This window comes from Xylanimonas ulmi, assembly GCF_004216535.1.
Lineage (GTDB): Bacteria > Actinomycetota > Actinomycetes > Actinomycetales > Cellulomonadaceae > Xylanimonas > Xylanimonas ulmi.
The window spans coordinates 2,071,845-2,091,830 of the sequence record NZ_SGWX01000001.1 but is presented as its reverse complement, the minus strand read 5'-3'; the positions used below and the strand labels follow the sequence as shown (position 1 = coordinate 2,091,830).

The 19,986-nt window shown below is 72.2% G+C and carries 15 protein-coding genes and 1 other RNA gene; 12 read left to right on the top strand and 4 right to left on the bottom strand.

Annotated features, from left to right (window positions below; all coding sequences use genetic code 11):
• The first annotated feature begins 157 nt into the window (after positions 1–157).
• From ftsX to ssrA, 4 genes are all read left to right on the top strand, one after another.
• Entirely contained in the window at positions 158–1,069 is a 912-nt protein-coding gene (gene ftsX / locus EV386_RS09680) for a permease-like cell division protein FtsX (RefSeq protein WP_130414493.1), read from the top strand.
• 1 nt (position 1,070) lies between these two features.
• A complete protein-coding gene (locus EV386_RS09675) occupies positions 1,071–2,492 on the top strand; it encodes a M23 family metallopeptidase (protein WP_242607902.1) in 1,422 nt (473 codons plus the stop codon).
• 115 nt (positions 2,493–2,607) lie between these two features.
• A complete protein-coding gene (smpB, locus tag EV386_RS09670; RefSeq protein WP_207216608.1) occupies positions 2,608–3,114 on the top strand; it encodes an SsrA-binding protein SmpB in 507 nt (168 codons plus the stop codon).
• Positions 3,115–3,240: 126 nt separating this feature from the next.
• Positions 3,241–3,609: a transfer-messenger RNA gene (gene ssrA, locus EV386_RS09665) on the top strand.
• Positions 3,610–3,688: 79 nt separating this feature from the next.
• Here the strand turns inward: ssrA and EV386_RS09660 are convergent.
• Positions 3,689–4,843, bottom strand: coding sequence for a hypothetical protein (locus EV386_RS09660; RefSeq protein WP_130414491.1), 1,155 nt, complete (start codon positions 4,841–4,843; stop codon positions 3,689–3,691).
• A 296-nt stretch (positions 4,844–5,139) separates the two neighbouring features.
• Here EV386_RS09660 and EV386_RS09655 point away from each other — a divergent pair, with 296 nt between their 5' ends.
• From EV386_RS09655 to EV386_RS09620, 8 genes are all read left to right on the top strand, one after another.
• Positions 5,140–6,294: an ROK family transcriptional regulator gene (locus tag EV386_RS09655; protein ID WP_130414489.1), complete on the top strand. Its 1,155-nt coding sequence runs from the start codon at positions 5,140–5,142 to the stop codon at positions 6,292–6,294.
• A gap of 139 nt (positions 6,295–6,433) precedes the next feature.
• Positions 6,434–7,717 carry an extracellular solute-binding protein gene (locus tag EV386_RS09650; protein WP_130414487.1) on the top strand — a complete coding sequence of 428 codons (1,284 nt, stop codon included), beginning with the start codon at positions 6,434–6,436 and terminating at the stop codon, positions 7,715–7,717.
• Between the two features lie 74 nt (positions 7,718–7,791).
• Entirely contained in the window at positions 7,792–8,715 is a 924-nt protein-coding gene (locus EV386_RS09645; protein WP_130414485.1) for a carbohydrate ABC transporter permease, read from the top strand.
• Positions 8,712–9,623: a carbohydrate ABC transporter permease gene (locus EV386_RS09640; protein ID WP_130414483.1), complete on the top strand. Its 912-nt coding sequence runs from the start codon at positions 8,712–8,714 to the stop codon at positions 9,621–9,623. Before EV386_RS09645 ends, EV386_RS09640 begins: the two co-directional genes overlap by 4 nt.
• Position 9,624: 1 nt before the next feature.
• A complete protein-coding gene (locus EV386_RS09635) occupies positions 9,625–10,659 on the top strand; it encodes an ROK family protein (protein ID WP_130414481.1) in 1,035 nt (344 codons plus the stop codon).
• 43 nt (positions 10,660–10,702) lie between these two features.
• Positions 10,703–11,485, top strand: a complete 783-nt coding sequence (nagB, locus tag EV386_RS09630) for a glucosamine-6-phosphate deaminase (RefSeq protein WP_130414480.1) — start codon at positions 10,703–10,705, stop codon at positions 11,483–11,485.
• A 49-nt stretch (positions 11,486–11,534) separates the two neighbouring features.
• Positions 11,535–11,846, top strand: coding sequence for a DUF3039 domain-containing protein (locus tag EV386_RS09625; RefSeq protein ID WP_130414478.1), 312 nt, complete (start codon positions 11,535–11,537; stop codon positions 11,844–11,846).
• The gene (locus EV386_RS09620) at positions 11,843–13,732 is read left to right on the top strand and encodes a DEAD/DEAH box helicase (RefSeq protein WP_423218970.1); all 1,890 of its coding nucleotides are present in this window, start codon (positions 11,843–11,845) and stop codon (positions 13,730–13,732) included. The genes EV386_RS09625 and EV386_RS09620 overlap by 4 nt, the downstream gene beginning before the upstream one ends.
• A gap of 19 nt (positions 13,733–13,751) precedes the next feature.
• Here EV386_RS09620 and EV386_RS09615 read toward each other — a convergent pair whose 3' ends face one another.
• From EV386_RS09615 to EV386_RS09605, 3 genes are all read right to left on the bottom strand, one after another.
• Complete coding sequence (locus tag EV386_RS09615; protein ID WP_130414476.1) at positions 13,752–15,149, bottom strand: nicotinate phosphoribosyltransferase; 1,398 nt, start codon at positions 15,147–15,149, stop codon at positions 13,752–13,754.
• A gap of 98 nt (positions 15,150–15,247) precedes the next feature.
• Positions 15,248–17,716 carry a glycoside hydrolase family 94 protein gene (locus EV386_RS09610; protein ID WP_130414474.1) on the bottom strand — a complete coding sequence of 823 codons (2,469 nt, stop codon included), beginning with the start codon at positions 17,714–17,716 and terminating at the stop codon, positions 15,248–15,250.
• Positions 17,713–19,914: an NTP transferase domain-containing protein gene (locus EV386_RS09605; protein WP_130414472.1), complete on the bottom strand. Its 2,202-nt coding sequence runs from the start codon at positions 19,912–19,914 to the stop codon at positions 17,713–17,715. Before EV386_RS09605 ends, EV386_RS09610 begins: the two co-directional genes overlap by 4 nt.
• Positions 19,915–19,986 lie beyond the last annotated feature (72 nt).

Here is a 19,986-nt window from a genome sequence, read left to right as displayed (position 1 = left end):
GGCCGCGCCGTCCCCGGCGCCGTTCACCTATTCCGTCCCGGCCCCATATGAGTCCGCACGACGGGTGGAGCCGCCGCGACCGCCGTCCGAGGCTGACGACGTCGTCCAACAGGTGCTGCGTGAGCGCGCCGTGCGCACCACCAGGGAGGGCTGATCCGTGCGACTTCAGTTCGTCCTCACCGAGGTGCTGCACGGCCTGCGGCGCAACCTGTCGATGGTCGTGTCGGTCGTGCTCGTCACCTTCATCTCGCTCGCGTTCGTCGGCTCGGCCGCACTCATCCAGTCCCAGGTGCACAAGCTCCAGGACGACTGGTACAACCTCGTCGAGGTGTCCGTCTTCCTGTGCCCCGACGGGTCCACGGCGCCCACGTGCGCGGCGGGTGAGGCGTCGCAGGAGCAGATCGACTCGCTGCGGGCCGTCATCGAGAACGAGCTCGGCCCCGAGGTCAAGAAGCTCTACTTCGAGTCCAAGGCTGAGGCGTTCTCCGCCTTCCAGGAGCGCTACCCGGACGGCTACCAGGGCACACAGCTGACCGAGGCCGACATGCAGGCGTCGTTCCGCCTCAAACTGACCGACCCGAGCCACTACCAGGTGGTCGCCGACGTCCTGCAGGGTCGTGACGGCGTCGAGGCGGTCGAGGACCAGCGCGCCGTCTTCGAGCCGTTGTTCCTCGCGCTCAACCGCCTGTCGATGCTCGCGGCGGGCCTCGCCGTCGTCATGCTGCTGGCCGCGGTGCTCCTGATCACGACGACGATCCGGCTCTCGGCGGTCTCGCGCCGCCGCGAGACCGGCATCATGCGGCTGGTGGGCGCCTCGAACCTGTTCGTCCAACTGCCGTTCCTGCTCGAAGGCGCGATCGCGGCCGTGGTGGGGTCGCTGCTCGCCGTCGGCGGGCTGTGGCTCGGGGTGCGTTACCTGGTCACGGACTGGCTGGAGAAGTCGGTGGACTGGGTCGCGTATGTGGGCACCGGAGAGGTGCTGCAGATCGCGCCGCTGCTGATCGGCATCGCGGTCGCGTTGGCTGTCGTGTCGTCCGTCGTGACACTGAACCGATACACGAGGGTATGAGATGAAGAGCACCTCAGGGATGGCCACGACGCGCGCCTCGCGCGCGGTGACGGCGGCGCTGCTGGCGCTCGCACTGGGTCTCGGGGCCGCGGCCTCGGCGTCGGCCGACGACATCGACGACCGCCGCGCCGCGGCCGAGCAGCACGCCAAGGAGAAGAAGGCCGAGCGCGCCCAGCTCCAGGAGGACCTGGACGAGACCAGCGACAAGCTGGCCCAGGCGGCGCTCGACCTCAACGCCGTCGAGGGCCGGCTGCCGGTCGCTCAGGCCGAGCTGGCGCGGGCGCAGGCCGATCTGGAGAAGGCGCAGCGCGAGGCTGAGATCCTCGCCCAGCGCCTGCAGGACGCCCGTGAGCAGGAGGCGGCGGTCACCGCGCAGATCGCGCAGGGCTCCGGCCAGGTTGACGCCGCGCGCGCGGACATCGCGCAGATGGCGCGTGAGGCCGCGCGCGGACAGGGCAAGGTGTCGGCGCTCGGCCTGGTGACCGGCGCCCAGTCGACCGAGGACTTCCTCCAGACGTACGCCGTCTCCTCGTCCGCGGCGCGGTCGCAGGCCCGCACGCTCACGCAACTGCAGGACGCGGAGGCTGTGGCCCGCAATCAGGAGGCCCGACTCCAGGCGATCCGCGAGACGATCACGCAGCTCAAGGAGGCCGCTGACGCCAACGTCGTGACGGCCGCGGCCGCCGAGCAGGCCGCCGCCGACCGCAAGGACGAGGTCGAGCGGCTCATCGCCCAGCAGAAGAAGCTCAAGGCTGAGATCGAGGGCGAGCGGGCCGCGGCGCTGGCCGAGATCAGCGCGAACGAGGCCGACCAGAAGGCGCTCGAGTCCGAGCTCAAGTCGATCATCAAGGAGCAGTCGGACCGCGACGCGCGGATCGCCGAGGAGCGCCGCAAGGAGGAGGAGCGCAAGGCCGCCGAGGCGGCCAAGGCCAACAACGGCAACAACGGCGGATCCTCGGGCGGCTCGTCCGGAGGCTCCTCATCCGGGGGCGGGGGCGCCGTGGCGCCGCCCGTGAGCGGCACGTTTCTCGGCTGGCCGACCGCGGTGCCCCACGTCACGAGCAACTACGGGTGGCGCTTCCACCCGGTGCTGCAGATCTGGCGCCTGCACGCGGGCACCGACTTCCGCGCCTACTGCGGGACGCCGATCTACGCCTCGCAGTCGGGGTACGTCCTCAAGGCCTACTTCGACGCCGGCGCCGGCAACAACATCATCATCGACCACGGCCGCGACAACGGGCAGAGCATCATGACCCGGTACATGCACCTGTCGAGGTTCTCCGTGGGCGCCGGGCAATGGGTCTCCAAGGGGCAGCAGATCGGCCTGTCGGGCACCACGGGCACCTCGACCGCATGCCACCTGCACTTCGAGGTCTACGTCAACGGCTCGACGGTCGACCCGATGACGCGCCTGCCCCGCTAGCGCCCACCCGCGCGCTCCGCGCGCCGAAAAGCCGCAGACCGGACGCCGTCGGCCCCGTATCCTGGGGAGCCGACTGGAAGAAGGAGCCATCGTGGCGAAGGGTGCGCCCAAGCAGGTGCCGCAGGCACAGCCGAAGCCCAAGGCGAAGGCGCCGCAGGGGCCGGTGCGCGCGGTCGTGGCGAACAACAAGAAGGCGCGCCACGACTACGTGATCGAGGACGTCCTCGAGGCGGGCATCGTGCTGTCCGGCACCGAGGTCAAGGCGCTGCGCATGGGCCGGGCGTCGTTGGTCGACGGGTTCGTGCTCGTCGACCGCGGTGAGGCGTGGCTGGAGGGTGTGCACATCCCCGAGTACTTCCAGGGCACCTGGAACAACCACGCCCCGCGGCGCAAGCGCAAGCTGCTGCTGCACAAGGACGAGATCGTGCGCCTCGGCCAGAAGGTCCAGGAGAAGGGGCACACGATCGTCCCGCTGTCCCTGTACTTCCTCGACGGGCGCGCGAAGGTCGAGATCGCGCTCGCGCGCGGCAAGAAGGAGTACGACAAGCGCCAGACGCTGCGCGAGCAGCAGGACATGCGCGAGGCCCAGCGGGCCATGCGCCAGCGCGAGCTGCTCAGCTGAGCGCCCGGCGGCCCGCGCGCGCCAGCGGCGGGAATACCGTCGCGGCGGGCGAGGTTGCTCCGGTAGGCTGAGGCCTCCCGGGTTCGCCGGGGAACACGTTGACAACACCACAGTGACAACTGCCATGGGGCTGATCGGTTTCGACGGTGGTCGTGCTTCAAGGAGAAGCGGGCCGAGGACGCAGGCTTATCTCGTTAACGATGCCTGCGAACCTATAGTTGCCGATAACACGCGCAACGACTTCGCCCTCGCCGCCTGAGCGAGCCTCGAAGTCCGTGAGCCCGGGATCGCTCTCGACCCGGTAGCTCGCGTCATCTAGAGAGCCACTGCTGCTGACCCTCGTCGTCGGGGTTGGCGGGACTTTTAGGCGACTGGGCCCGTCCGCGAATGAGTCTGCGCAAGCGCGGGGGCCGAGAAAATCCACAGCAGACTGCGCCCGGAGAAGTCCTGGAAAAGCGTCACCGGACCAGGGTTCGATTCCCTGCAGCTCCACCATCCGCTCCGTTGGGAGCCAGTTGTCGCGTTGTCACCCATGAGGGGCGGTCCGGTCGGACCGCCCCTCATGCGTTGTGGGTCACGCCGGCTTGTGGAGCCGGTAGAGCGCGTACACGCGGTTGTCGGCGTCGGACGGCACGTAGACGTGGCGCTCGGCGTCGAGTCCGGCGGCGTCGATCAGGCGCATCATCTGCTCGATTGAGCGCGGCTGGATGTGCGGCCACTGAATGACGTTGAGGGTGAACCCCAGTTGGGGATGGGCGTCGAGCATATTGCCGACGATGAGGTCGCCACCGGGCTTGACCAGGCGGAACATGGCGCGCAGGAACGTCCTCGCGCCGGCCTGGGTGGTGCGCAGGCCCGCGACGCCGCGGTGGCGGTAGGACCAGTCGTCGGGGTTGACGTACTCGAGGATGCCGACGGCCTCGACGACGTCGTAGCCGTCGCGGTCGAGGGCCGCGCGCGAGAGGGGGACCGTTGGGTCCGGGGCGGCCAACCACTGGAGCGCGGATGCGCCCAGGCCCGCGCGCACGTCCAGCCCCCGCCGGTCGAGCACGTTGCGGCGCATGAGCCGCAGGCGGTCCGCGAGCCGCAGGCGTGCCGCGAGGTCCCACGCGTCCCGCAGCGCCTGCGGGCTGAGGTCGACCAAGGTCATCTCGGGGGTCTGCCCGGTGCGGTCGCGGACGGCGTCGGCGGCCCGCAGGACCGGCTGAGCCGCACCGGAGGCGACGGAGAGCCATCGCGGCGGGGTGGAGGGGCCCGATGCGCTCGGGCGCCGCGTCAGGAGGTCGGTCACCATCTGCGCGCGGTGGCGCAGGCCGCGCGCGTCGGCGATCGCGACCATCCAGCGGCGCAGCTCGTCGCCGATCACATGCCCGCCGGGCAGGGCCCGGGCCGACGGGTCGTAGAGCGGGCTCAGGGCCCGTGGCGTGGGGACGAGCGCGAGCCAGTGCTCGACGCCCGGGACGCGTGCGATGAGCTCGCGGGTCGCGGGGTTGGTCTGGTCGATCGCGCTCAGGCGCTTGCGCGACAGGGCGTGGATGACGTCGGCGTCGCCATGGAAGCCCATCGCCTCGAGGTCGCGCAGCGAGGTGAGGATCCGGTCGTGCGCCGAGGTGGCGAAGGCGTCGGCGACGGGCGCCTCGTGCAGCGTGTGGTCCGCGGTGATCGACGGGATCGTGGCGTCCCCGGTTGCCGTGGTCTTCGTGGGCGGCGCGGGCGGAACAGGTGGCATGGGCGGTCCTTCGTTCGGGCGCGGGTGGTCGCCATCGTGGGGGACGCGGCGTGCGTCGCGCGCCGTGGTCGCGGTCCGGGGATTCCGTCCGCTGCCGGAAGGAGCGTCGAAAACGGCGGCATTCCGCGGTCCTGGGTCGAGGTGACCTGGCGGACTTCACCCGGCGAGAGGCCAGCGAGGCCGCGACGGGAGGTCCGGCGTCAGCGGCCGTGCCGAAGGTTGCGAAGCGGTCACGATTCGATCAGGCCGCGCCGGAGCCGTGGACGAGCGACCGTTAGGACGCTTTACTAACAAACATGTCCTCGACAAGCGGAGCCAAGGCGGCCAGGCGGGCCCTCGGGTCCGGGCTGCGCGCCACGGCCAAGGTGCTCCCCGAGCACACCCGGGCGCACAACCGCGCGCTGGTGCTCCAGCACCTCTTCCACGAGGGCCCCACCTCCCGGGCCGACCTCGCGCGAGCGACGGCCCTGACCCGAGTCACCGTCTCCGACCTGATCAACGGCCTGCTCGCCGAGGGACTGGTCGAGGAGCTGGGCGTCCAGCGCGGCCGGGGAGTGGGCAAGCCCGCGATCCTCGTCGGGATGCGCACGGACGCCTACCAGATCGTCGCGGTCGACCTGTCCGACGACACTGTCATGCGCGGCGCGGTCCTGACGCTCACGGGCGAGGCGGTCGTGCGCCGCTCGCTCGCCGCCGACGACCGCATGGGCGACGAGCTCGTCTCGCTCGTCGAGCGGTTCGCCCGGCGCCTGGTCGCCGCCGCGACCCAGCCCGTGATCGGCGTCGGCATCGGCTCGCCGGGCGTCGTCGACCAGGACGGAAGCGTCATCGAGGCGCCCAACCGCCAGTGGGCCGACCTGCCCCTCGCCGCGATCCTGACCGAGCGCCTCGGCCTGCCCGTCCAGGTCGCCAACGACGCCGACACCGCCGCGCTGGGGGAGTACACCTACGGCGGCGCGTCGGACTCCATGCTCGTGGTGACGGTCGGCCAGGGCGTCGGCGCGGGCCTCGTCGTCGACGGCGCCCGCGTGCACGGCGTGCACGGCGCCGCGGGCGAGATCGGGCACGTCACCGTCGTCGACGACGGCGAGCTGTGCGCCTGCGGACGCCGCGGCTGCCTGGAGACCGTGCTGTCCGCGCCGGCCCTGCGCCGCGCGATCGCCGGCCTGGACCGTGAGGCCGCCGACGCGGTGCTCGCCGGCGTCGGCCGCCTCCTCGGGATCACGCTCGCCCCCGTGATCTCGACCCTCAATCTCGGTGAGGTCCTGCTCGCAGGCCCCGCCGACCTGCTCGACGGCGCCCTGCGCGAGACCGCACAGGTCACCGTCGTCGAGCGCACCATGCCGGCCGTGAGCTCAGGGCTGCGGCTGCGGATGGCCACCTTGGACGAGGACGTGGTGCTCGCGGGCGCCGCCGTGCTCGTCCTCGGCGCGCAACTGGGGGTCTCGTGACCCCGGGCGCCGACCCGCCTGCGAGTCAGGCGCGAACCGAAGAAATGCCCCCAGCGGCGGCACGACCGCCGATGCACCAACGAGAGGAAAGACCTCAGTGAAGCGGAACCGTCTCGTTGCCACCTCTGTGGCTTCGACCATGACCTTGGCGCTCGCGCTGAGCGCCTGCGGCAGCGGCGACAGCGGCGACACGTCGGCCGACGGCTCGCCCGAAGCGGCCAACATCACGCTCTGGGTCAACGGCGCCGACACGCCGCAGGACCTGCGCGACTACCTCAAGACCACCTTCGAGGCCGAGAACCCGGGCTCGACGCTCACCATCGAGGAGCAGACCTGGGACGGCCTGGTCACCAAGCTGACCACCGCGCTCGCCGACGCCGACAACACCCCCGACGTCGTCGAGATCGGCAACACCCAGGCCCCGACCTTCAGCGCCGTCGGCGCGTTCCGCGAGATCTCGCCGGAGTTCTTCGAGGAGCTGGGCGGCGACGACCTGCTGCCGTCCTTCGTGGAGGCCGGCGACTTCGACGGGCGCCACTACGCGCTGCCGTACTACTTCGGCTCGCGCTACATGTTCTACCGCAAGGACATCTGGTCGGCCGCCGGCCTTGAGGTGCCCACGACGCTCGCCGAGTTCGCCGAGTCGGTCAAGGCGCTCAAGACCGACACGCAGTCGGGCTTCGCGATGGGCGGCCAGGACTGGCGCAACGGCATCTCGTGGGTCTTCGCGAACGGCGGCGAGCTCGCCACCGTCGACGGCACCACGTGGACCTCGACGCTGTCCGACCCCAACACCATCAAGGGCCTCGAGGAGTGGCAGGACGTCTACCAGGGCGCCTCGCTGCTGCCGAGCACCGACCGCGACGTCGCCTACTGGGACTTCCTGAACGATGGCACGGACGGTGAGGCCCCCGCGGCGGCGACCATCATGGCGCCGGGCTGGGCCCGTTGGTCGATCGGTGACCTGACCAAGAACGACGCCGGTGACGAGGTGCGCGACGGCATGGCCGACGAGACGCGGTTCGACATCTTCGCCCTGCCGGGCGTCGACGGCGGCGTGGCCCCGGTGTTCGCCGGTGGCTCGAACGTGGCGATCTCGGCCAAGTCGAAGCACCCGGAGCTCGCCGAGAACCTGCTGCGGATCATCTTCTCCGCCGACTTCCAGAAGCAGCTGGGCGGCGCGGGTCTTGGCCCGGCCAACGCGCAGTACATGGACTCGCTCGGCACGGACAAGTTCGCCGAGACCATGATCGAGACCGCGAAGGCATCCAAGCTCACCCCGGCCGCGCCGGGCTGGGCCGCCGTCGAGGGCGCCTTCGTCTACGAGGACCTCTTCAAGGAGATCGCTGAGGGCGGGGACGTCACCGCGCTCGCCAAGGAGTACGACGCCAAGCTGACGCCGATGCTCAACGGCGAGTCCTGACAGACGATCGGTGTGGGGGCGGCGGCCCCCGCCGCCCCCACACCGAATCCCCGCACCCCCGCGAAGGAGTTCCCATGGCCACCACCGCGCTCGGTGCGCCCACGCGGCAGCGACGCCGCCACCCCACCCCCTACCTGCTGCTCATCCCCGCGGTCGCCGCGCTGGCCCTCGGCCTCGGCTACCCGGTCTACTGGCAGATCGTCACCTCGTTCCAGCGATTCGGGCTCGCCCAGCAGTTCGGGCAGCCGCCCGAGTTCGCCGGGCTGGAGAACTACGCCCGGATCTTCTCCGACGACGCCGCGTTCGCCGTCGTCCTGCGGTCCATCGCCTTCTGCCTCGTCAACGCGGCGCTCACCGTCCTGATCGGCCTCGCCGTCGCGCTGCTCATGCGCGCCGTGCACGGCTGGGTCAAGATCGTCGTCCAGATCTCGATGCTGCTCGCCTGGGCGACTCCCGTCATCGCCGCCGTGACGGTGTTCCGCTGGCTGTTCGACGCCCGCACGGGCGTGGTCAACTGGCTGTTGGTCCAACTTGGCTTCGAGGGGTTCCGCGGCCACGGCTGGCTGACGACGCCGATATCGTTCTTCTTCATCGCGTCGCTCATCATCGTGTGGATGTCGGTGCCGTTCGTCGCGCTGTCACTGTTCGCCGGGCTCACCCAGGTCAACGACGAGCTGCTCGAGGCGGCCCGCATCGACGGCGCCAACGGCCGCCAGATCCTGTGGAGCATCATCATGCCGCTCGTGCGGCCCGTGCTCGCCATCGTGCTGCTGCTGCAGATCATCTGGGACCTGCGCGTCTTCGCGCAGATCCGGCTGCTGCAGGACGCCGGCGCCCCGGTCGCCGAGACCAACCTGCTGGGCAACTTCATCTATGAGCTCGGCATGGCCCGCAACAACTTCGGTGGCGCCGCAGCGGTGTCGATCTTCGTCCTGCTGCTGACCATCGTGCTGTCCGCGCCCTACGTGCGCAGCCTCATGAAGGAGGACGCCTCATGACCGCCGTCACGACGGCCGCGCCCGCGCGCAAGGTCGTCACCGCCGGCGCCCCGCGCCGCCCCCGGGTGTCCACCCGCCGGGTCGGCAAGTGGCTGCTGTCCCTGCTCGGCCTCGTCGTGGCCGTCGCGTGGGCGTTCCCGGTCTACTGGATGATCCTGTCGGCGTTCACGCCCAACGCCCGGCTGCGCGCGACGACGCCGCAGTTCCTGCCGACGCACGCCACGCTCAGCAGCTTCCAACGGCTGCTGAGCGGCGACAGCGGGTTCTGGACCGCCCTGCGCATGAGCCTGTCGATCACCACGCTGACCGTGGTGCTCGTGCTGGTCTTCGCGTTCCTCGGAGCGCTGGCGATCAGCCGGTTCAAGTTCCGCGGCCGCAAGTCGTTCATCCTGGCGGTGCTGTTCATCCAGATGCTGCCGGCCGAGGGCCTGTTCATCGCGCAGTACAAGATGCTGTCGAGCGCGGGCCTGCTCAACAACGTGCTGGGCGTCTCGGTGCTCTACACCGCGGCCGTCATCCCGTTCACCATCTGGATGCTGCGCGGCTTCGTCGCGGGCGTCCCGGCCGAGCTCGAGGAGGCCGCCATGGTCGACGGCCTCTCGCGCACCCAGGCGTTCATCCGGATCACGCTGCCACTGCTGGCGCCGGGCCTGGTCGCCTCGGGCGTGTACGCGTTCCTCCAGGCGTGGAACGAGTTCACCATCGCGCTGGTCGCGCTGCCGGGTCAGTCGGCCCAGACGCTGCCGCTGTGGCTGCGCGGGTTCATCTCGGCCTCGGCCAGCCGCGGCATCGACTGGGCGCAGGTCATGGCGGCCTCGACGCTCATCGCGGTGCCGGTGATCATCTTCTTCCTGTTCGTGCAGGGGCGGATGACCAGCGGCCTCGTCTCCGGCGCGGTCAAGGGCTGAGATGGGCGGCGACGTGGGGCCGGCGGGCGGCCGGCCCTCCCCGGACGCGCCCAGCGCGCGGCCTGCGGCGAGCGCGCTCGGCGCCCGTCCGACGGTCGGCCTCGACATCGGCGGCACCAAGACCCTGGCGGCGCTGCTCGCCCCGGACGGCGCGGTGCTGGCCCAGACCCGCATCTCGACCGAGCGCGGCCCCGACGCCGTCGTGGACGGGGCCGTGCGCGCGGTGCGGGGCGTGGTGCGCCAGGCCGGCGTCGACGTGGCCGACCTCGACGCCGTCGGCGTCGGGGTGCCGGGCCTCGTCGACCACGAGACCGGCACGGTGCGGCACGCGGTCAACCTCGGCCTGGAGGCCGCGACGCTGCCGCTGGCGTTCCGGCTGGCCGCTGAGCTCGGCGTCGGCGTCGTCGTCGACAACGACCTCAACGTCGCCGCGCTCGGCGCGGCGCACCTCGCCCCGGGCGCCGGGCGGCGCCCGGTCGACCTCGCGTTCCTCGCGCTCGGCACGGGCCTGGCCGCCGGGCTGGTGCTCGACGGCGTCATCCGGCGCGGGTCGGGCGCCGCGGGCGAGATCGGGCACGTGCCCGTCGACCCCGCGGGGCCGGTGTGCGCGTGCGGGCAGCGCGGGTGCCTGGAGCTGTACGCCTCGGGCACCGCGGTCGAGCGGCTGTGGCCGGCGCGCACTGGCCGGCCCGCTCCGGTCGAGCTCTTCGAGGCGGCCGCGGCGGGGGACCCGGCGGCGATCGCCGCGCAGGAGTCCTACGCCGACGCCGTCGCCGCGGCCGTGCGGATGCTCGTGCTGAGCGTCGACGTGCGCGGCGTGGTGCTGGGCGGCGGCGTCGCCCAGCTCGGTGAGCCGCTGCTCGCCGCGGTGCGTGACGCGCTCATCCGGCAGGCGAAGGCCTCGCCGTTCCTCGCCTCGCTCGCCCTGCCCGAGCGGGTGCTGCTCGCGCCCGGGCACGTGCCCGTGGCCGCCGTGGGCGCTGCGGTGCTTGCGCGCACCACGCCGCCGCCCGCGCCGGCGGCCCCGACCCCCTAGGCAAGATCCAAGCAAGACCCAAGCCGGACCAGGAGGCCCGCACATGGAAGTCGTGATCGCCCCCGCCGACGAGCTGGCCGTGCTGGCCGCCGCGGCCATCGACGCGCTGCTGCGCCGCAAGCCCGAGGCCGTGATCGGCCTGGCGACGGGATCGAGCCCGCTCAAGGTCTACGACGAGCTGGCCCGCCGCCACGCCGAGGAGGGCTTGTCGTTCGCCCAGGCGCGCGGCTTCATGCTCGACGAGTACGTCGGCCTGCCGCCCGAGCACCCCGAGCGCTACCGCAACGTCATCGAGCGCGAGATCGCCTCGCGCGTCGCATGGGCGCCCGACCGCGTCCAGGGCCCCGACGGCCTCGCCGCGGACCTGCCGGCCGCGTGCGCGGCGTACGAGGCGGCCATCGACGCCGCGGGCGGCGTCGACCTGCAACTGCTCGGCATCGGCACCGACGGGCACATCGCGTTCAACGAGCCGGGCTCCTCGCTCGCCTCGCGCACCCGCATCAAGACGCTGACCAAGCAGACGCGCGAGGACAACGCGCGGTTCTTCGACGGCGACGTCGAGCAGGTGCCGCGCCACTGCCTCACGCAGGGGCTCGGCACCATCATGGCCGCGCGCCACCTGGTGCTGCTCGCGACGGGCAAGCAGAAGGCCGAGGCCGTGCACCAGCTCGTCGAGGGACCGATCTCGGCCATGTGGCCGGGCACCATCATGCAGATGCACCCGCACGCGACCGTGCTGGTCGACGACGCCGCGGCCTCGCGTCTGCAGCTCGGCGGCTACTACCGCCAGACGTTCGCGAGCAAGCCCGCCTGGCAGGGCCTGTAACCACGGTGGGGGCCCCGGCGTGTCGGCGCTGCGACGTAGACTGCCCGGCATGAGCGATCCCCTCTCGTCTCCGCACGCCCAGCCCGCGGCCCCGTCCGATCCGGGCGCCGGCACCGACCTGCTGGAGCGCGAGGAGACCCGGCAGGAGGTCGAGCCGGGCGACCACGAGCGCTTCGCGCACTACGTGCGCAAAGAGAAGATCATGGAGTCCGCGATGACGGGCAAGCCCGTGATCGCGCTGTGCGGCAAGGTGTGGGTCCCGGGACGGGACCCCAACAAGTTCCCGGTCTGCCCGGCGTGCAAGGCGATCTTCGACGGGCTGCGTGAGCCTGCGGACGGCGGGAGCGACTCCAGCAAGTGAGCGCCCTGCCGCTGCCTGAATCCGACCCCTTCGATCTGTTCGCCGCGGCGGCCGAGCCGGAGACCGAGCCCCTCTCACCCGAGCGGGCCGAGTCCGCGCGCCGTGCCGTGCCGCAGACGCCGTCGTCGGCCGCAGCCTCCGTGCTGAGCCCCGCGTTCCCCCGTCGGGCGCCGTGGGGCACCGCGTCGAACCTGCGCGCCTGGCAGGCCGAGGCGCTCGACCTCTACCGCGCCCGGCAGCCGCGCGATTTCCTCGCGGTGGCCACGCCCGGCGCGGGCAAGACGACGTTCGCGCTGCGCGTGGCGACCGACCTCATCGAGCGCGGCGTCGTGCGGCGCGTGACGGTCGTCGCGCCCACCGAGCACCTCAAGCACCAGTGGGCCGACGCCGCCGCGCGCGTCGGGGTCCGCCTGGACCCGTCGTTCAAGAACTCCCAAGGCCGCCACGGCGCGCACTATGACGGCGTCGCGCTCACCTACGCGCAGGTCGCCGCCAACCCGGCGCTGCACCGCGCGCGCACGCAGGCGGCGCGCACGCTCGTCATCCTCGACGAGGTGCACCACGGCGGTGACGCGCTGAGCTGGGGAGACGCCGTGCGCGAGGCGTTCGAGGACGCCACGCGGCGCCTCGCCCTGACGGGCACGCCCTTCCGCTCGGACACCGCGCCCATCCCGTTCGTCACCTACGAGGCCGACCGCGACGGCATCCGCCGCTCCAAGGCCGACTACACCTACGGCTACGGCGACGCGCTGCGCGACAAGGTCGTGCGCCCCGTGCTGTTCATGACCTACTCGGGCAATATGCGCTGGCGCACCAAGGCGGGAGACGAGGTCTCGGCGCGCCTGGGCGAGGCCATGACCAAGGACCTCACGCAGCAGGCGTGGCGCACCGCGCTCGACCCGAACGGCGAGTGGATCCCGTCGGTGCTCGCGGCCGCCGACCAGCGCCTGACGCAGGTGCGCCGCTCGGTGCCCGACGCCGGGGGGCTGGTCATCGCGACCGACCAGACCGCCGCGCGCGCCTACGCCGGGCACCTGGCCCGCATCACCGGTCAGAGCCCCACGGTGGTGCTGTCCGACGACGACGGCGCCTCGGCCCGCATCGACGAGTTCTCCCAGAGCGACGCGCGCTGGATGGTCGCGGTGCGCATGGTCTCCGAGGGCGTCGACGTGCCGCGGCTGGCCGTGGGCGTCTACGCGACCTCGACCTCGACTCCGCTGTTCTTCGCCCAGGCCGTCGGACGCTTCGTGCGCGCGCGCACCCGCGGCGAGACGGCCTCGGTGTTCCTGCCCTCGGTCGCGCCGCTGCTCGACCTGGCCGGTGGCATGGAGGTCGAGCGCGACCACGCGCTCGACCGGCCGGCCACCGCCGAGGAGCAGGGCATCGAGTACGACCCCGAGGCCGCGCTGCTGGCCGCCGCCAACCGCGAGGAGCGGGCCTCGGGCGACCTGCTCGGCGCGTTCGAGGCCATGGAGTCGCAGGCCTCGTTCGACGGCGTGCTGTTCGACGGCGGCCAGTTCGGGACCGGCGGCGACGTCGGCTCGGCCGAGGAGCTCGACTTCCTCGGCCTGCCGGGTCTGCTCGAGCCCGACCAGGTGGCGACGCTGCTGCGTCAGCGCCAGGCCGACCAGTTGCGCGGGCGCGGTGCGGGCGAGCGCGAGCTCACGGCCGCCGAGGCGGAGCAGGAGCACCGCAGGGCCGCCGCGGCGCGCAAGGAGCTGTCCAAGCTGGTCTCGGCGTGGGCGCGCAAGAGCGGACGGCCGCACGGATCGGTGCACACCGAGCTGCGCCGCCGCTGCGGCGGCCCGGAGGTGCCGCTGGCCACGAGCGCGCAGCTCGACGCCCGGATCGCGATGGTCCGCGGCTGGTTCGTCTCGGGGCGGTAGCCGAGCGGACCCGCGGCCCTCAGGGCAGTGTGAGGCTCACCGTCGGGATCGCCGGGTCGCCCGCCGACAGGCGCCGCGCCCCGCGCGGCAACTCGGAGCGTGAGGCCTGGTGCGCGCGCACCGCGTTCTCGACACCGTGCGGTCCGACCCAGCGGGAGTCGACCGCGCCGTCCATGACGAGCGGCACCAGCAGCGGGCGCAGGTCGTCCGAGTCGGGCGACCAGCGGGCCACCGCCTCGTCGTCGCCCGTGACCAGCACCTCCTCGACGGCCCGCCCGTCGTGGCCGAGGCGGCGTGCGGCGCTCTTGCGCCCGCCCTGGCTGGGCTTGCCGGGTGACGCCTTGGCCACGGGCTGCAGCACGCCGGTCGAGTCGGCGCGGGCGACGAGCTTGTAGACCATGCCGCACGTCGGCGCCCCCGAGCCGGTCACGAGCGAGGTGCCCACGCCGTAGGAGTCCACCGGCACCGCGGCGAGCGCGGCGATCGCGTGCTCGTCCAGGTCGCTGGTCACGGTGATCTTGGTGCCGGTGGCGCCGAGCTCGTCGAGCTGGTGACGCACCTCGACGGCGAGCCCGCCCAGGTCGCCCGAGTCGAGCCGGATGGCGCCCAGCCCCGTGCCCGCGGCCTCGATCGCGTTGATCACGCCCTGGCGCACGTCGTAGGTGTCGACCAGCAGCGTCGTGCCCGTGCCGAGCGCCGCGACCTGCGCCTTGAAGGCGCCCAGCTCGTCGTCGTGCAGCAGCGTGAACGCGTGCGCCGCGGTGCCGATGGTCTCCAACCCGTAGCGGTAGCCCGCCTCAAGGTTGGAGGTGCCCGCGAACCCGCCGACGACGGCGGCGCGCGCCGCCGCGACGGCGGCCTGCTCGTGCGTGCGCCGGGCGCCCATCTCCAGGCAGGGGCGCCCGACCGCCGCGCTGGTCATCCGCGAGGCGGCCGACGCGACCGCCGAGTCGAAGTTGAGGATCGACAGGATGAGGGTCTCGAGCAGCACCGCCTCAGCGAAGGTGCCCTCGACCTGCAGCACGGGTGAGCCGGCGAAGAACGTCTCGCCCTCGGCGTATCCCAGGATCGACCCGGTGAACCGGTAGCCGGACAGGAAGTCGATGGTGCGCGCGTCGACCACCCCGGTCTCCTCGAGGAACGCCAGGTCGGCGTCCTCGAAGCGGAAGTGCGGCAGCGACTCCAGCACCCGGCCGGTGCCCGCGAGCACGCCGTAGCGACGCCCGGCGGGCAGGCGGCGCGTGAACACCTCGAACACGCAGTGCCGGTGGGCGGTGCCGTTGGCCAGGGCGGCCTGCAGCATCGTCAACTCGTACTTGTCCGTCAGCAGCGCCGTCGTCGCGCGTGCGGTCGGGGGTAGCGCGGCGGGCAGGACGCCGTTGGTCGGGGCAGCGCCGCCCCGCACGGGCTCGGTCATCGGGCCTTCCCAGCTCCTCGGAGGGACGTTGGGACCAGGCTAAACGCCGAGCGGGGTTCCTAGCAGGCCGAGGCGGAAAAAAGTCCAATGGGTGAACTTCAGCCGAGCGTGACCTCCACCCGCACCGTCGCCCCCGCGGCCGCGACGGGCGCCGCCGTCGTGCCCGCCGGCTGGGTGACGCCGTCGACGACGAACGAGCGCACGCCGTGCTCGACGTGGTCGGGGTTGCGCACCGTGATCTCGTAGACGGCCCCGCGCCACTCGCGCCGCACCTCGAACCCGTCCCAGTCCGCGGGGATCGCCGGATCGACCACGAGGGCGTCCAGGCCGGGGCGCACGCCGAGGATGTACTTGGTCGCCGCGGTGTACATCCACCCCGCCGAGCCGGTCAGCCACGGGTTCTGCCCGAGCCCGAAGCGCTCGTGGTCGCGGCCGTAGACGAACTGCACGTACGCGTACGGCTCGGCCTCGCGCACCTCGATCTGGTCGTTCTGGCGGTAGGGGAGGATCGCGTCGTAGTACTCCATGGCCCGTCCCCCGCGGCCCAGCAGCGCCTCGGCGATGACGGGCCAGGCGTTGGGGTGGGAGAAGATCGCGGCGTTCTCCTTGATGCCCGGGTAGACGCGCGTGAGGAACCCGACGGTGTCGTCCACCTGCGTGAACGCCGGCCAGTTCAGGTGCGTGCCGTACTCGGACGCCAGCAGCTCGTGGACGGCGTCCATCGCGGCCAGGCCACGCTCGCGCGTGGTCAGACCGCCGATGACGGGCCACGGCTGGTGCTCCAGGAAGATCCGGCCCTCGGCGTTGGCCTGCGAGCCGATCAGGACGCCGTCGCGCGTGATGCCGCGCCGCCACCAGCGCCCGTCCCACAGCTCGCGGTCGGTGACCTCGGCGAGCCGGGTCAGCTCGGCCTCGTACCGCTCGACGGCGTGGGTGCGCCCGAGGGGGCCGGCGAGCTCCAGGTAGGCGCGGATGGCCCACGCGTGCAGGAACGTGACCAGCGCGGTCTGCCCGCCGCCCAGGTTGATGCCGTCGTTCCAGTCGGCCCGCAGGCCGAGCGCGACGCCGTTGGCCCCGACCTGGCGTGAGGTGAAGTCGAGCGCCCGCTCCAGGTGCTCCCACACGCTGCCGCGTGAGCCCTGCGCGTAGGTGAACTCCTGGTCGAGGAACGCGGTGTCGCCGGTCTCCTTGACGTACTCGCAGATGGTCGGCACGAGCCACAGATGGTCGTCCGAGCAGGTGTCCTCGAGCCCGTGGATGAGCGCCGCGCGGTCGGTGCGCGGCACGATGGTGGGGGAGGGGATGTCGGGCAGCGTCGGCGCGTCGGGGTCGAAGTCGGCCGGGTCGAACAGGTGCAGCCCGTAGCCCTCCTCGGTCTGGGCGCGCAGCAGTTCGACGATGCGCTGGCGCGACTTGGCCGGGTTGGAGTGGATGACGCTCATGCAGTCCTGGGCCGTGTCGCGGTAGCCCAGCCCGGTGCGCCCACCGACCTCGACGAACGACGCGAAGCGCGACCACACCACGCATGTCTCGGCCTGCAGCAGCGTCCACGTGTTGAGCATCGCGTTCATGCCCGCGTGCGGCGTCGACACGAGCTGGCGCGACTGCTTGGCGCGCCAGTGGCCGACCAGGGCCGTGTACTCGCGGTCGACGACGGCGGGGTCGGCGTACTTGGCCCGCATGGGCGCCCCCGCGGCCTCGCGTGAGCCGTAGCCGAGCAGGAACGCCAGGCGCACGGTCTCGCCGGGCGCGATCGTGACGCGGTGGGTCAGCGCGCCACAGTGGTTCTGCGTGGTGCCCTGCGAGCCCGAGCCACGGCCCACCGAGACGGCGAGCGGGTTGCGCTCGTCGCGGTAGGAGCCGATGAACGCGTCGCGCATGGCGTCGAACGAGTCGGCCGCCGCGCCGTCGGGCCCCGCCGAGGCGAAGTAGTGGAACGTCCACGGCTCGTAGTAGGCGTCGACCTCGACGACGCCGTCGGCGTAGGAGGCGCCCTGCGAGTACAGCGACATCTGCAGGTTCTGGTTGTCGACCGTGATGGTGTGGAACGAGAACTCCACGTACCCGGTCACGGTCAGCGTGCGCGGTCGGTCGGTCGTGTTGGTCAGCCGCACGTCCCAGACCTCAAGGTCGTCATCCAGGGGCACGAACACCGTCTGGCTGGCCTCGATCCCGCGGTAGGCCGACTCGAAGCGCGAGTACCCGGTCCCGTGCGCGCTGCGCCAGCGCCCGGCCGAGCCGTCGAGCGGCACGGCCGCGTCAGGGTCGGCCAGGAACGGCTTGCCGACCGGCTGCCAGGACACCGACCAGTAGTCGCCCGCGCCGCTGTTCGCCTCCTCCTCGCGCAGGTACACGTACTTGCCCGGCCGGTCGAGCGGCACGCCGTTCTGCCGGAATCGCGTGACGCGGCCCGTCTGGGCGGACTTGTAGTACGAGTAGCCGCCGCCGTGGTGGGCGATGACGGTGCAGAAGTCCTTGCCCCCGAGGTAGTTGGTCCACGAGACCGGGACGTCGGGGCGCTCGATCACATACTCGTGCGCGGCGTCGTCGAAGCGGCCGTATCTCATGCGGTCACGAATCCCTTCAGCCAGTCGCACAGCTCGTGCGCCTTCGCGGGTGAGTCGGCCTCGGCGACCATGCGCAGCACGGGCTCGGTGCCCGAGAAGCGCAGCAGCGCCCACCCGCCGTCCTCCAGCAGGATCTTGGTCCCGTCCAGGTGCGAGACGCTCGCCACCCGGTGGGCGCCCAGGTGGGTCAGCGGCTCGGCGGCCAGGCGACGGGGCACCTCGACGCGCATCTCGGGCGTGGCGGGCACATCGGCCTCGGCGGTGTACAGGCGTCCGGTGATCTCCCAGATCTGCTGGCGCAGCTGCGAGATGGTCTTGCCCGTGCGCGCGAGCATCTCGGCGACCAGGGCGCACGCGAAGATGCCGTCCTTGCCGAGGATCCAGCCGCGCACCGTCAGGCCGCCTGAGGACTCGCCGCCCAGCACGGCGCCGATCTCGTCCATGCCCGCGGTCACGTGCTTGAAGCCGACGCGCACCTCGCGCGACTCCTCGCCGAAGTGGGCCGCGAGGCGGTCGAGCAGGTGAGTGGTGGCCAGGTTGCGCACCACGCCGCCGCGCTCGCCGCGCACCTCGTGCAGGTACCAGTACAGCAGCAGCAGCAGGTCGTTGGCGTCGACGTACTCGCCCTTCTCGTCGACGATGCCGATGCGGTCGGAGTCGCCGTCGGTCGCCATGCCGAGGCTGTAGCGCCCGTCGCCGGCCTTGATCAGGCCGATGAGCGTCGACAGGCGCTGCAGGTCGGGCGCGGGGGCGATGCCGCCGAACAGCGGGTTGTGCTGGCCGTGGATGAACTCGGCGCGCACGCGCATGTCGGTCAGGATCGTGCCGAGCGTGCCCTGGCTGGTGCCGTACATCGCGTCGACGATGACGCGCAGGCCCGAGCCGCGCACCGCGTCGACGTCGACGATCCGCTCGATCGCGTCGATGTAGGGCTCGTCGAGGTCGGCGTCGACGACCACGCCCGCCTCGCGGGCGCGCGACAGGTCGAGCGTGACGACGTCCGAGACCCGCAGCGCGTTGGCCTCGTCCTGGTAGCGGTTGGTCTCCTCGTCGAGCGGGAGCGAGCCGTCGGAGCGGAACACCTTCATGCCGTTCCACTGGGGCGGGTTGTGGCTCGAGGTGATGATCACGCCGTACGCGGCGCCCAGGTGCGGGGCGGCGAAGGTGACCAGCGGGGTCGGCACGTCGTCGCGCAGCAGCGTGACGGGGATGTTGTTGCCCGCGAAGACCTCGGCGGCGGCCTCGGCCGACTCGCGCGACAGGAAGCGGCGGTCGCCTCCGATGACGACGCCCTGGTGCTCGACGCCCTTGCGCGTGACCTCGTTGGCGATGGCCTGGCACAGGCGGCGCACGTTGGCGAGCGTGTAGCCCTCACCGATGAGGGCGCGCCACCCGCCCGTGCCGAAGACGATCTTGGTGTCGGTGTTCTTGACGGGTCGGAACAGGCGGGCCAGCACGATGTCGGCGGCCTGTGCGAGCTGCTCCGGGGTGTTGATCCCGCGCACCTCGCTGGTGTCGTAGATCTGGTAGGAGTGGATCGACCGTCCGCGCCCGATGATGCGCCGCGCGAGTTCGGTGAGCCGGTGCTCGCCGTCGGTGGCCATGGCCTCGAGCTCGCCGAACAGCAGGGCCGGCGCGGCGACGTAGGCGCCCACGTTGAGCTCGCGGCCGCCGACGGCCTGCTCGCGCCGCTCGGCGTGGTCGCGGATCTCGATGATGGGCGCCGTGCCCGACGACGTCGCCTCGCGCACGACCTCGCCGTACTCGCCGTAGGCCGCGGCGTCGTCGACGACGGCGGTCAGGATGGTCAGGTCGGCCCTCTTGAGCGTGAACCGGTGCAGCAGACCCAGCAGTGAGTCGGGGCGCAGCAGCGGGGTGTCGGCGTAGGTGACCAGCACGCGCTGTACGTCGAGGGACTCGACGGCCTTGCGCGCGGCGAGCACGGCGTCGCCGGTGCCCAGCGGCGCCTCCTGCTCGACGTACAGGTAGGCGTCGCCCAGCGCCTCGCGCACCGCGGTGTCACCGGGCGCGACGACCACCACGACGCGCTTGGGCGCCACGACGCGCGACACGGTGGCCACGGCGGCCTCGACCACCGTGGTGTCGCCGAGAGGTTGGGTGAGCAGGGCGCGCGACAGGTCGTCATGGCCGGCGGCCAGGACGACGGCGGCGGTGGGCAATGCGGGGGCGAGGGCCATGGCGCCACATTACGATAGGTTCCTTCCAAATACACGATGAGCGCCGAAGTCGGCGCACACCGATCGCCCTCC

Excerpts from the sequence above, each read along its gene's own strand:
- EV386_RS09675 (WP_242607902.1), top strand. The coding sequence starts at position 1,071 with ATGAAGAGCACCTCAGGGATGGCCACGACGCGCGCCTCGCGCGCGGTG.
- EV386_RS09660 (WP_130414491.1), bottom strand. The coding sequence starts at position 4,843 with ATGCCACCTGTTCCGCCCGCGCCGCCCACGAAGACCACGGCAACCGGG.
- EV386_RS09655 (WP_130414489.1), top strand. The coding sequence starts at position 5,140 with ATGTCCTCGACAAGCGGAGCCAAGGCGGCCAGGCGGGCCCTCGGGTCC.
- EV386_RS09650 (WP_130414487.1), top strand. The coding sequence starts at position 6,434 with ATGACCTTGGCGCTCGCGCTGAGCGCCTGCGGCAGCGGCGACAGCGGC.
- EV386_RS09645 (WP_130414485.1), top strand. The coding sequence starts at position 7,792 with ATGGCCACCACCGCGCTCGGTGCGCCCACGCGGCAGCGACGCCGCCAC.
- EV386_RS09640 (WP_130414483.1), top strand. The coding sequence starts at position 8,712 with ATGACCGCCGTCACGACGGCCGCGCCCGCGCGCAAGGTCGTCACCGCC.
- EV386_RS09635 (WP_130414481.1), top strand. The coding sequence starts at position 9,625 with ATGGGCGGCGACGTGGGGCCGGCGGGCGGCCGGCCCTCCCCGGACGCG.
- nagB (WP_130414480.1), top strand. The coding sequence starts at position 10,703 with ATGGAAGTCGTGATCGCCCCCGCCGACGAGCTGGCCGTGCTGGCCGCC.
- EV386_RS09625 (WP_130414478.1), top strand. The coding sequence starts at position 11,535 with ATGAGCGATCCCCTCTCGTCTCCGCACGCCCAGCCCGCGGCCCCGTCC.
- EV386_RS09615 (WP_130414476.1), bottom strand. The coding sequence starts at position 15,149 with ATGACCGAGCCCGTGCGGGGCGGCGCTGCCCCGACCAACGGCGTCCTG.
- EV386_RS09610 (WP_130414474.1), bottom strand. The coding sequence starts at position 17,716 with ATGAGATACGGCCGCTTCGACGACGCCGCGCACGAGTATGTGATCGAG.
- EV386_RS09605 (WP_130414472.1), bottom strand. The coding sequence starts at position 19,914 with ATGGCCCTCGCCCCCGCATTGCCCACCGCCGCCGTCGTCCTGGCCGCC.